Annotated in this window: 11 protein-coding genes; 7 read left to right on the top strand and 4 right to left on the bottom strand. The window is 67.9% G+C overall.

Going from position 1 to position 12,075, the window contains the following annotated elements:
- On the bottom strand, nucleotides 1–303 hold a 303-nt coding region (locus ODJ79_RS44235; protein WP_263029739.1), incomplete at its 3' end, for a peroxidase family protein.
- Nucleotides 304–799: 496 nt separating this feature from the next.
- Between ODJ79_RS44235 and ODJ79_RS44230 the strand changes: the two genes are divergently transcribed.
- Nucleotides 800–1,711 carry a response regulator transcription factor gene (locus ODJ79_RS44230; protein WP_263029738.1) on the top strand — a complete coding sequence of 304 codons (912 nt, stop codon included), beginning with the start codon at nucleotides 800–802 and terminating at the stop codon, nucleotides 1,709–1,711.
- Between the two features lie 60 nt (nucleotides 1,712–1,771).
- Nucleotides 1,772–2,107, top strand: coding sequence for an antibiotic biosynthesis monooxygenase family protein (locus ODJ79_RS44225; protein ID WP_263029737.1), 336 nt, complete (start codon nucleotides 1,772–1,774; stop codon nucleotides 2,105–2,107).
- 140 nt (nucleotides 2,108–2,247) lie between these two features.
- Here ODJ79_RS44225 and ODJ79_RS44220 read toward each other — a convergent pair whose 3' ends face one another.
- A complete protein-coding gene (locus ODJ79_RS44220) occupies nucleotides 2,248–2,697 on the bottom strand; it encodes an AAA family ATPase (RefSeq protein ID WP_263029736.1) in 450 nt (149 codons plus the stop codon).
- 262 nt (nucleotides 2,698–2,959) lie between these two features.
- On the opposite strand from ODJ79_RS44220, the gene ODJ79_RS44215 reads away from it, so the two are divergent.
- From ODJ79_RS44215 to ODJ79_RS44205, 3 genes are all read left to right on the top strand, one after another.
- Nucleotides 2,960–4,576 carry a cellulase family glycosylhydrolase gene (locus tag ODJ79_RS44215; protein WP_263029735.1) on the top strand — a complete coding sequence of 539 codons (1,617 nt, stop codon included), beginning with the start codon at nucleotides 2,960–2,962 and terminating at the stop codon, nucleotides 4,574–4,576.
- A gap of 214 nt (nucleotides 4,577–4,790) precedes the next feature.
- Nucleotides 4,791–6,422, top strand: a complete 1,632-nt coding sequence (locus ODJ79_RS44210; protein WP_263029734.1) for a methyl-accepting chemotaxis protein — start codon at nucleotides 4,791–4,793, stop codon at nucleotides 6,420–6,422.
- Between the two features lie 372 nt (nucleotides 6,423–6,794).
- Nucleotides 6,795–7,880 (top strand): Ig-like domain-containing protein, encoded by a 1,086-nt coding sequence (locus ODJ79_RS44205; protein WP_263029733.1) that lies wholly within the window; start codon nucleotides 6,795–6,797, stop codon nucleotides 7,878–7,880.
- 6 nt (nucleotides 7,881–7,886) lie between these two features.
- Here the strand turns inward: ODJ79_RS44205 and ODJ79_RS44200 are convergent, their stop codons facing one another.
- Nucleotides 7,887–8,996, bottom strand: a complete 1,110-nt coding sequence (locus ODJ79_RS44200) for a hypothetical protein (protein WP_263029732.1) — start codon at nucleotides 8,994–8,996, stop codon at nucleotides 7,887–7,889.
- Nucleotides 8,997–9,160: 164 nt separating this feature from the next.
- On the opposite strand from ODJ79_RS44200, the gene ODJ79_RS44195 reads away from it, so the two are divergent.
- A complete protein-coding gene (locus tag ODJ79_RS44195; protein ID WP_317620756.1) occupies nucleotides 9,161–10,219 on the top strand; it encodes an FAD-dependent oxidoreductase in 1,059 nt (352 codons plus the stop codon).
- A 51-nt stretch (nucleotides 10,220–10,270) separates the two neighbouring features.
- Nucleotides 10,271–11,164: a hypothetical protein gene (locus ODJ79_RS44190; RefSeq protein ID WP_263029731.1), complete on the top strand. Its 894-nt coding sequence runs from the start codon at nucleotides 10,271–10,273 to the stop codon at nucleotides 11,162–11,164.
- A 129-nt stretch (nucleotides 11,165–11,293) separates the two neighbouring features.
- Here the strand turns inward: ODJ79_RS44190 and ODJ79_RS44185 are convergent, their stop codons facing one another.
- Nucleotides 11,294–11,980 carry a TetR/AcrR family transcriptional regulator gene (locus ODJ79_RS44185; RefSeq protein ID WP_263029730.1) on the bottom strand — a complete coding sequence of 229 codons (687 nt, stop codon included), beginning with the start codon at nucleotides 11,978–11,980 and terminating at the stop codon, nucleotides 11,294–11,296.
- Nucleotides 11,981–12,075 lie beyond the last annotated feature (95 nt).

Below are 12,075 nucleotides of genomic sequence, written 5' to 3'. Positions count from 1 at the left end.
TCGTTCGGAGAAGACGTTCTGGTTGATGTCGTTGAACACCCGGTTGCTGACGTAGCGGGCGTTGGGCCCGGCCACCTCCTGGCTGATCCCGTCGGCGTACCGCGCCGCCGCCACCCGGGCGTACGGGGTGCCCGCCTTGCCCCAGGTCGGGTTGGCGACGTTGTTGCCGGTGCCGTCGAGGGTCTGCACCTCGAACGGCACGGCGGCGACGGCGGGACCCGTCATCGCCAGCCCGGCCATGACCACGGTCGTCACCACGGTGACGGTGAGCGGTTTGGGCACCTTGCTGCGAACCGAGTTCATTTCTCCTCCCACAAGTGCCATGGAATTGCGGGGAGCGCGCGAAGCCGGAAAATGCCCAGGAAAGGGCACGGCATGGTGCGGAACACGCGACAGTCTGAAGCGGACGGACGCCCGCATCCCGGCAAGAAAGGAGGGTGCGGTACCGATTCCGCCGGCCGGATCATTCGGCGCTTGCGGCAATACTTGTACCGTTCCAGATCGCGGTCAATAGACGGCGATCGACGTATATCCCCTAGGGGTTCTGCGTGCTAGGCAGCAACTATCACGCTGTGGACCATCGCACGGGGGTCTGTCCACTACGGCACCCACGGGGGCAGAACCCCCTAGTGGCTTGTCAAACCGCGAGAAGAGCGAACAATCATTTCCGTCTATGTTTAATCCCGGCTGAGAGAAGCGCTCCTCCCGCCGCCGGCGCCTGCGCCGGCCCATTAGCCGGGTTTTCCGCCGGTTGCTCGCCGGCGCCCGGGCGGGAGGGTGATCCGCCAGGGAGGCTGCGATGGAGACGTCGGCCGCCAAGCCGGTGCCCGTCGCGATCTGCGGCGCTCAACGACTGTTCCGCGACGTACTCGCCGCGACCCTGTCGGCCCGCCCCGAGTTCGAGGTGATCGGCGACGTCGGCGACCCGGCCGATCTGCTCCCGCTGTGCCGCCTGCGGGCGCCCGAACTGGTGTTGTGCTGCGTCGACGAGTCGATGGGCCGGTACCTTTCGGCGCTCGCCGGTGTACGCGGACACTGCTACCGGGCCCGGCTGGTGCTGATCTATCGGGAGCTGACCAGCCGGGACGTGGCCGCGGCCCGGCAGGCCGGGGTGGACACGCTGCTCCCGTCGTCGCACGGCCTCGACGCCCTGCTCCGGGTGCTGGCGCACCACCACGCTGATCTGACCGCCGTTTTGCCGTCGGGACCGTCGGCCGAGCTCACCGACCGCGAGCAGGACATCGTGGCGCTGCTGTCGGCCGGCCACCCGGTCACCCGGATCGCCTGCCTGCTCGGCCTCGGCACCCGCGTGGTGGAGAACCACAAGCGCCGGATCTATCAGAAGCTGGCCGTCTCCAGCCAGGGGCTGCTGGCCGCGCGGGCGGTCACGCTCGGCCTGGCCGGGCGCTCGGCACCGGGCCTGGCCACCTGCCCGGTGCCCGGTCTGAGCGCCGCGGAGGGGCTGCCGGAGCTGACCGTACGGGAGGCCGACATTCTCTGTTCGATAGCGCGCGGCGACACCGTCCGGCAGACGGCCAGGTCGCTGGGTATAGCGGAGAAGACGGTCGAGAACACCCAGGCGAGGCTGTTCCGCAAACTGAACGCGAGAAACCGGGCCGGCGCGCTGGCCAGCGCCCATGCCTTGGGCCTGCTCGAACTGCTCACCGAGAGAGTTTCCGGCCCGCGGGACGCCCGCCGATCCCTGCTGTAGGCCGCCCCGGCCGCGGCGGGGGTGCGGACGTAGTCCCGGCGTATCGGACAGAATGGCACCATGACCATTGTCAAGATCAACGCTATTACGGTGCCGGCCGACAGCGGCGACGAGTTGGCGCACCGCTTCGCCGCGCGCGCCGGCGCCGTCGACGATCAGGACGGATTCGAGGGCTTCGAGCTGCTGCGCCCCACCGATGAGCGGACCACGTGGCTCGTCATCACCCGGTGGCGCGACGAGGACGCATTCGAGTCGTGGGTCAAGTCGCCGGCGTTCGCGCACGGGCACCGTTCGGCCGCCGAGCGCGCGGGTGAGCCGGCGCCGCGGCCGGTCGGCGTACACAGCGAGGTCTGGTCGTATGCCCCCGCCGGCGGGTCCGACCCGGCTCGGCGCTGATCTGACCCGCCCTGATCTGACCCGCCCTGATCTGACCCGCCCTGATCTGACCCGCCCTGATCTGACCCGCCCTGATCTGACCCGCCCTGATCTGACCCGCCCTGATCTGACCGGACCGGCTCTCCGCTGCCTCGGTCGGGTCAGGGCATTGCGGTCAGCAACCGCTCGACGGCATCGGCCAGTTCCCCGACCGGGCGCCGGCCATCGAGTTCCACGGTGGCGCCGCGACGCAGCAGCGGTTCGACCTCGTGCAGGTAGCGCTCGATCTCTGCCCGCTGCTCGGCGGTCTTTCCGTACGGGTTGTTCGACCGGCTCGCGACGCGGCCCAGTACGACGTCGAGCGGCGCGCTCAGCAGAACGACCTGGTCGAAACCGCGGTAGAAGCGACCCTGGTTGTCCACCGTTCCGGAGACCACGACCTCCTCGCGCTCGGTGAGCAGGGCGGCCATGCGCGGCTCGTCCCAGGTGCCGTCCGCCGACGTCCAGCCGTCGTAGTCGGTATCGACGACAAAGTAACCGCGACGCGACAGTTCTTCGAGCACCGTGCTTTTCCCCACGCCCGACATGCCCGTCACCAACACCCGCGCCACGCCGTCACTCTAGGGGCGCGGGTGCCGGGAGGGGCTCGTCAGGCCTCGAAGCGGGTCCGGCGCCTCCGGGCGATGACAAGCCGACCAGGCCGACGGGCACGCGGGTGATCCCGCGGCTGCCCGCCTCGTCGACGCCTTGACGCACTAGTCATCGAAGCGCTTCGATGGCTAGTGCTGCCGCGCCCATGCCGACACTCGTCGCCGGGCGCGGACCGGAGACACCGCCGGTGCCAGCGCTCGAGACCGTACGAGAGGGAGATCCATGAGTTCGACAGTAAGGAGGGCCGGGCTCGCGTTCCTTGCCGCCGCCCTGGCCTTCGCCGGAGCCGTGTACGGCGTGACCAGGCCCGCCTCGGCCGACGTCACCGCCCAGCTGACCGCCCCTCAGCTGGTCGCCGACATGGGTGCCGGCTGGAACCTGGGAAACCAGCTGGAGGCGAACGCCAACGGAATCCCCAGCGAGACGGCCTGGGGCAACCCGGTCGTCACGCAGGCCCTCATCAACCGGGTGAAGGCGTCGGGCTTCAAGACGATCCGCATCCCCGTCTCCTATCTGGGGAACATCGGGGCCGGCCCGAACTACACGATCAGTTCCGCCTGGCTGAGCAGGATCGCCGAGGTCGTCAACTACGCCTACAGCCAGGGCCTCTACGTGCTGATCAACATGCATGGCGACGGCTACAAGTCTGTCACCGGCTCCTGGCTGATCTGCGACTCCGCCGACCAGACGACGATCAGGGACAAGTACCAGAAGGTCTGGCAACAGGTAGCGACGAAGTTCCAGAGCTACAACGAGCACCTGATCTTCGAGTCCATGAACGAGGAGTTCGACGGGCAGTACGGCAATCCGACCTCGCCGTGCTATTCGAACATCAACGCCTACAACCAGATCTTCGTGGACACCGTCCGGAAGACCGGCGGCACCAACGCCTCGCGGTGGCTGCTCGTACCCGGCTGGAACACCAACATCGAGTACACCGCGGGCAATTACGGCTTCGTGCTGCCCACCGACCAGTACCGGTCCAGCTCCATCCCCGGTAGCGAGCAGCGCATCATGATCTCCGTCCACTACTACGACCCGTGGGACTTCACGGGCCAGGAGGACGGCAACATCACACAGTGGGGATCGGCCGCGACCAATGCGGCAAAGAGGTCGACCTGGGGACAGGAAGACTATCTGGACACCATGCTGAAGAAGATGCACGACGCCTTCGTCGTACGCGGATATCCGGTGTTCGTCGGCGAGTACGGCTCGATCGACAAGACGTCCTTCGACTCGGCCAACAACACATATCGGGCGAACTTCGCGGGCGCCCTGGTGTCCACCGCCAAGAAGTACGGAGCAGCCACCGCGTACTGGGACAACGGCTACAACGGCCAGTACGGCTTCGGCCTGTTCAACCGCAGCTCCGTCACGGTGACCCAGCCGAGCATCATCACCGCCATCATCAACGCCGCCGGCGGCAGCCAGCCGACCACCGCACCCACGACGGCACCGACCAGCGCACCCACGACGGCACCGACCACGTCGCCGACCAGCGCACCGCCGACCAGCCCCGGCGGCACCGGCACCTGCCGGGTCACCAACGCGGTCAACGCGTGGAACACCGGACTGACCAACAACATCACCATCACCAACACCGGCAGCACCGCCATCAACGGCTGGACGCTGACCTTCACCCTGGCCACCGGGCAGACGATCACCGCCGGCTGGAGCGCCACCTACTCGCCGACCAGTGGCACGGTGACCGCGACCAACGCCGGCTACAACGGCGCCCTGCCGGCGGGCGGCTCGGCCACCATCGGTTATCAAGCCACCCACACCGGCAACGCCGCCGCTCCCACCGGCTTCAAGCTCAACGGCACCACCTGCAACTGACCCACCGCGACGGGCCGGCGCCTGCACCGGCCCGTCGCGCGTCCGTTGGCCTCGGGGTAGCTACGGCCCAGGCCATAGCCGGGATGCAATATCCCACTGCGTCAGGGTTTTTTGACCTGAACTGTTCAGCGCCTTCCGCCGCCCGGCCGATCTGTGTCACAACGTGGCGCAGGCCACACCCGGCCGGGGGGCCGGTAACGAATGCGGGGGTTCCATGAGCAGGGCAGATGAGGTGCGTGAAGTCGGCGGTCACCGCTGGATGCGGCTGGTGACCGACCGGAAGGTCGCTACCAAGATCGGGATGGCGGTCGGCGCGATGGGAGTGGCGGCCGTGGGGGTGGCCGCCGCCGCACTCATCAACATGGGCGCGATGCAGGACCAATCCGACTACATGTACGGCCAGACGCTGGTGCCGATCACCAACCTCGCGCGCATGCAGCACGCGGCCGAGGTCATGCAGATCAACGTCCTCAACGCCGTGGTCTCCACCGACGACGCCCAGGTGCGCGATTTCCTGCAGGCCGCCAAGGACCAGGACGCGACCTTCGACCAGGCGTTCGCGGCCTACACCAGCACGGACATGACCGGCCGGGAGAAGGCGGTGGCGCAGGTCAAGCAGGCCATCGCCGCCGTACGGCAGCTGCGCGACGCCAAGCTCGGCCCGGCCGCCGAGCGTGACGACCGGGCGGAGTTCGCGAGCGTACGCGACAAGGAGGCCAAGCCGCTCCTCGCCTCCCTCACCGGCGGGATGGACGACCTCATCAAGATTGAAACCGGCGCCGCGCAGGCCCGCAACGACGAGTCGCGTGCCACCTCGGACAGCGCCCGCACCATGGTGATCGTGTTCGTGGTTCTCGGTGTGCTGCTGGCCGGCGCCGCCAGCTGGCTGATCGCCCGCGGGATCACCGGCCCATTGTCGCGGTGCGTGTCCGTGCTCACCCGGGTCCAGGGCGGCGATCTCACCCAGCGGACCGGGCTCACCGGCCGCGACGAGGTGGCGCAGCTGGCCATGGCGCTGGACGCCTCGACGGCGTCGACGTCGGCGATGGTGCGTGACGTGACCGAGAGCGCCACCCAGGTGGCGGCGGCCGCGGAGGAGTTGTCGGCGGTGTCGGTGCAGCTGTCGGCGTCGTCGGAGGAGACGTCGGCGCAGGCGGGGACGGTGTCGGCGGCCGCCGAGCAGGTGTCGTCGAACGTGCAGACGGTGGCGGCCGGTGCGGAGCAGATGTCGGCCTCCATCGGTGAGATCGCGGGCAATGCGGGCGAGGCGGCGAAGGTGGCCACCGAGGCGGCGGAGGCAGCCACCCGGACGAACAAGATCGTGGGGCAGCTGGGGCAGTCCTCGGCGCAGATCACCGGTGTGGTGCAGCTGATCACCTCGATCGCGGAGCAGACGAATCTGCTGGCCCTGAACGCCACCATCGAGGCGGCGCGCGCGGGTGAGCAGGGCAAGGGATTCGCGGTGGTGGCGACCGAGGTGAAGGACCTGGCGCAGGAGACGGCGCGAGCCACCGGCGACATCGCGTCGCGGATCGCGGCGATCCAGGACGAGACTTCGCAGGCGATCTCGGCGATCGCGGAAATCGCGGAGGTGACCGGCCGGATCAACGACTACGCATCGACGATTGCCGTGGCGGTGGAGGAGCAGACCGCGACGACCAGTGAAATGGTGCGAAACGTCGCCCAGGCGGCGTCCGGCACCGGGGAGATCGCCGGAAACATCGCGGGCGTGGCGTCGGCGGCGGATTCGGCGGCGTCGGGTGCGTCGGAGACCCAGGCGACGGCGAACAGCCTGGCGGCGATGGCGACGGAACTGCAGCAGCTGGTCTCCACCTACCAGACGTAGGGTTTGCGCCATTTAACTCACCACCCGCCGGTGGCCGGTCCGAAACGGGCCGGCCACCGGCCCGTTTCCGGCTCGAGCTGCCCGCCGGGCGGTTCGATGCGCTGTTGTCTCTATCTCGCCGTGAATCTCGGGCCTCGGCAAAAGATTGGCAGGCATGTAACCTTTCCGGCCTCAGCTACGTCTTGTCCTGTGCAGCCATGATGGCAACGGCGGGGACCATCGATTGCGAGGGCCATGATTCAGCGACGCAAGGTGATCATCGGGACACTGGGCGCTGCCGCTGTGGCGACCATCGGTGGTTCCGCGCCGGCTACCGCGATTACCGCGCCCGCCGCTGCCGCAGACCGGGAGGAAAAGGTCAGCGTGCCGGTCGTGCCGGTTCGGCTGAGCGTGACCCCGGCGAGCGGGGCGACGGCCGTGTCCCCGGCGAACCCGATCGTCGTCACCGTCGAGGGTGCCGCGCTGCGGTCGGTCGACGTCACCTCGGGCGGGACGAAGGTCTCCGGTTCCGTCCAGCCCGACGGGACCTGGCAATCCACCGGCGATCTGGACTACGGCAAGACGTACAAGGTGGTTGCGACGGCCACCGACGGTTCGGGCGCCGCGACGGTGAAGGTCTCCAGCTTCACTACGGTGAAGCCGCAGCGCCTCGTCGAGGTGACGTTCCGGGCCAACGCGATGAGCTCCCTCAAGAAGGGCCACGCGTACGGCGCGGGCCAGCCGGTGATCATCGCGTTCAGCCGGGCCGTCAACAAGGCGGCGGCGGAGAAGGCCATCGAGATCACGACGTCGCCCGCGGTCGAGGGCAAGTTCTACTGGGCCGACGGCCGGACCGTGCATTGGCGGCCGGAGAAGTACTGGGCCGGCGGCAGTGCGATCACGGTGAACGTCAACGTCCTCGGCGTGAAGCTCGGCAGCGGCGTGTACGGCAAGACGAACGCGTCGACCCGTTTCACCGTCGGACGTCAGCTGATCGCGATCACCGACTACAAGGCCCACCTGACGAACGTCTTCATCGACGGCAAGCTCGTCCGCAGCATGAAGTGCAGCCTCGGCAAGGGCGGCTCGACGACCGGCGCGAACGGTCAGCACATCAGCTACTGGACGACCGGCGGACCGCACGTGGTGCTGTCCAAGGAACGCGTGCACAGCATGAGCTCGGCCAGCTACGGCATCACCGACCCGAACGACCCGAACTACTACGCGCCCGAGGACATCGAGTACTGCACCAGGATCACGTACTCCGGCGAGTTCCTGCACGCCGCCCCGTGGAACCATTCGCTGGGCCGGGCGAACCTGTCGCACGGCTGCGTCAACCTGAGCGTGTCCGACGCCAAGTGGGTCTACGAGAACTTCATGGTCGGCGACGTCGTCGACATCAGGCGCAGCCCGAGAACGGTGAAGATCGACAACGGGCTCGGCGACTGGGCCGTCCCCTTCGACAAGTACGGCCACTGACCGGGCTCAGACCGGGTAGAGCAAGCGCCCGGTCAACGGGTCCTGTCCGTACCGGCGGCACAGCTCGACCAGAACGTCCTCGTGGGTGACGGCCACGTTCATCACGGTGTCGTTGCCGCCGTAGTAGACCAGCATCGTGCCGTCGGTGCGGCGCACCATCGCGCAGGAGAAGACCACGTTCGGCACGTGCACGTACTCGGATTCGCCGATCCGGCAATCGGCCCGCGTCGGGAACAGCACCGGAATGCTGGACATCTGCACCCGTCGGGGATCCTCCAGGTCGTGCAGCGCAACCCCGAGGACGTACGGGTTCCCGTCCATGGTGGTCCGCACGCCGTGGAACAGGTCGAGCCAGCCGGCCGAGCTCCGGATCGGGGGCGCACCCGGTCCGATCTTGTCCGAGAAGGCGCTCGGTCCCCAGCCGGTCCGCATGATCGGCTCGTCGTCGATCTCCCACTTGCCCGCGCGGTAGTCGTCGGCGCATCCGATCCGGATCTGGGTGTAGGTGCCGCCGGTGTCGCCCGGCAGCACATCATTGGGCCGGAACAGCGCGAAGTACTTCCCGCCGATCCGCTCCCCGAAGATCACGACGTTACGCATGTCCTGCTGGAGAACCGGCCCATGGCGTACGACGCTGGTGAAGTCCTCGGTGACCGCGAGGCAGACCCGCACCTGGTTACGGGTCTGCGCGTCGTAGCCGCTGTACGTGATCACATACGCGCCGTCGACAACGTTGATGCGGGGGTCCTCGACCCCGCCCGACTCGATCCGCACCATCGCGGACTGGTCGACCCCCGCGGCGAAGGCATCCGCCGGGGTGGCGGGCTTCAGCAACGGCTCCGGCGCGACCCGCCAGCCCGAGATCCCGTCGGTGCTCCGCGCAACTCCGATCACGCTGACCCCGGACCGCAGATGAGACCGGAAGATCATGACCGTCTCATCACCGACAACGGCGGCGCCGGCGTTGTGCACCGTCACCACCTGCCGATGCGGATCGGTCCACACCTGGTTGACATGCCATGCCGTCAACACCGGGTTGCCCGGGTAGCGCAGCATCGGCTCGTTCAACGAGACCACACCGCCGTGACCGTGCCCCACCTCGACCTTGCGCTCCACCACCGCGACGCTACGCCGTCGACGCGCTGACCAGGCAAAATACGACAGAATTCGCTCTAGTCCGGCCCGGCCGGGCTCTCGACGACGAGACCTTCAGCTCCCGGCCGACTGGGTCGGAAGTCGTCCGAAGCTGTCGCTGACCGGCGCTGATAGCGTCGACGGCCATGAAGGTGGCAATGGTCGGCGGAGGGGTCGTCGGCCTGTCGGCGACGGTCGCGTTGCTCCGGCGGGGAGTTGACGTCCGGTGTTATGAATCCGGCGAACCCATGGGTGAGCGTTCGGCCGGGGACACCCGGATCTTTCGTCTGGCGCACACCTACCCCGACATGGTGGCGCTGGCTGCGCAGTCCCGGGCGTTGTTCGCCGAATGGAGCGACCGGGCCGGCGCCGCCCTGGTCGACGAGGTCGGCACCGTGGTCAGTGGCGCCGAGGTCGGGACGTGGGCGAAGGCGATGGCCACGGCCGGCGCGGCCCACGAGATGGTGGCGGCCGGATCCCCACTCCTGCGCCTGCCGGCTCGTACCTTCGCCGGTCCGGCATTGATCGACCCGGCCGGCGGTGTCATCCGGGTGGACCGGATCCGTGCGTTCCTGGTCGACGCGGTGGGCAACCGCGTTCGGCAGGCTCACGTCGATGCCGTCGAAGAGACCAGGCTGGGGGTACGGGTCAAGTCCGGCACCGAGGCGGACACGTTCGACGCCGTCGTGATCTGTGCGGGCGCCGGCACCTCGGCCCTGGCCGCCGGCGTCGGCATCGACACCCCATCGGCGCTGGAGCACCACCTGCGGGTCAGCTTCCCGCTTCGCCCGGGGGCGCCGGCACCGTTGCAGTGCTGGATCACCGAGCCGGCGGACGGGCTGCTGGGGACCTACCAGCACCTGGCCGGGCCGGGCAGCTGGGCGGTCGGCGGCCACCTCGATCCGGCGCTGGTGACCTGGGCGGGCGGCCGGCCGGCCGCGGAACGGGCGTCGCTGAAGGCGGTGACCGACCATGTCGTCGAGCACCTGCCGCACGTCGAGCCACGCCCGATCGGCCGCCTGTATTGCACGCACGACCCGAACCTCGGCGACGGATTGCAGTTCGCCCGCAGTGGCCGGGTACTCGCCATGTACGGGGAGAATCTGATGAAGTTCGCCCCGCTGCTGGGCGAGATGCTGGCCCAGGCCTGCATCGACGGTTCCACGCCCGCAAACGCCGGCCCGCGACGGCAGCAGCCGCAATAGGTAGACAGCGCTTGATATTCTCTCCCGTCTATCCCAAGGAGAGATGTCCAGGTGAAGAGACTTTTCGGTGCTGCATCCGTGCTCGCGCTCATGGCCGGCATCACTGTCGCCGCGACGGCACCCGCCTACGCCGCCACGGACCGGAGCGGGGCGGTACTGCTGACGATCACGAACAGCAGCCCGTGCCGGGGTGGTCGCACCGTGCTGGAAGGGATGGTTGCGGGGCCGAGCGGCGCGCTTTACATCATCTTCTCGAAGGGGAGCGCCGGGGATCCGGCCCTGTCCCGATGGGTACGCGACGGATCGACCTGGGACAACACGAGCTGGACCTGCGCACAGGGGCCGGTGCCCATCAGCGAGCTCGGCCACGGTAACGACCTCGCCTACCACCCGAACTACCTGGGCCATGGCCCGGCCCTCATCGCCACCCAGGGGAGTCAGTCCGCTTTCCCGAGCGCCAAGGTGGGGATCGTGCACCTGAACTCCGACGGCTCGATCAACCCCGACGCCGACGAGGTCACCCTGCCGACCGGAAACATCAGCGGCTTCTGCTACAGCGCAACGGCGGCCGACGGAGCCGGTAAATACGCCGCCCGGCGGTTGAACAAGCTGTGGACCCATGCCGGATCGGGCGCGCTGACGAGCGGGTGGACGCTGGTGACCAGCAGCCTGACGACTCACGACAATCGTTCCGACCAGGGCATCGACTGTTCCGCCAACTACATCTGGAACACCAGGTCCATCAACGACTCCACTCCGGAAACCGGATGGAACTGGGTCTACCAGTACAACTGGTCCGGAAGCGATGTGGAGAGCGACATCGGCATTCCGGGTAACACCCTGATCGACGAGATCGAGGACATCTCCCACATCGGGAGCGACTTCTTCATCGGCATCAACCGCAACGACGGCCTGGCCGACACCGTGAACACGCTCACCGAGTAATCACTTCGCCGACGCGACGTGCCCGCTGCCGCATGCCTGCTCCCGATGCGAGGAATCGTTCAACGTCCGCCGGACTGGAGGTAGTGATGCGGGTGGATTGTGCGGCGCTGCACGGGACGTGAATGCGTTCTACGCGACCATTTTCAAGGCCAGATCCGCGTTGGACCTGCCGAGTTGTTCCGGTGTCTCTGATCCGTCTCGTCGATACCAGCGGACCAGGTCGATGCCGAGCGACAGCATGGCGCGCGCGACCCGGTTGACATCGACGGTTCCGAACGTCCCGTCGTCGACGCCTTGCTGAACGGCACCGCGGAACACGGCGTTCGTCTGATGTCGTAGCTCGAGGATGTCGTTGTAGTGCTCGACGCTCAGGGCTGCGAGGTCGTACTGGCAGACCCTGGCGATCACGTGGTGGCGCGCATGCCACTCGGTGTAGCGCGAGACGATGGCGTGCAGGCGTTCGGCTGCGCCTCCGAGGAGCTGGATCTCCGGGGCTCGGATGTGGTCGAGCGCATTCTCGTGCCCGGTTCGGATGATCTCGAAGAGCACCTGCTCTTTGGACGGGAAGTAGACGTAGAGAGCGGCCGGGCTGAGGCCCACCATGCCGGGAATGTCTCGAGTCGTCGTGCCGTGGAAACCATTCGAGGCGAAGCAGCGCACCGCGGAGGTGAGCAGCTTACGAGCGACCTCGTTGAGGCCCGTGGGCCACAGGCTCGGGGACTCGTCGTCCAGTTCTTGGAGCAGGCCGACCTCGGCGGCGGTCAGCCGTGCCTGCCGCGGTTTAGCCAAGTGATAACGCCTTCCTACGCACTGCAACGAGGGTATTCCAAGGGCGCGGTGTGAGGGTTGACACACTCCGGTGCCCCCTGTGACTATGCGCTTAGTAAGCACCCGCGCGAAAGATGTCGGCC

Source organism: Actinoplanes sp. KI2, from assembly GCF_025630775.1.
Classification (GTDB): Bacteria; Actinomycetota; Actinomycetes; order Mycobacteriales; family Micromonosporaceae; genus Actinoplanes.
The sequence above is the reverse complement of the archived record's forward strand: the minus strand, read 5'-3'. Positions and strand labels throughout refer to the sequence as shown.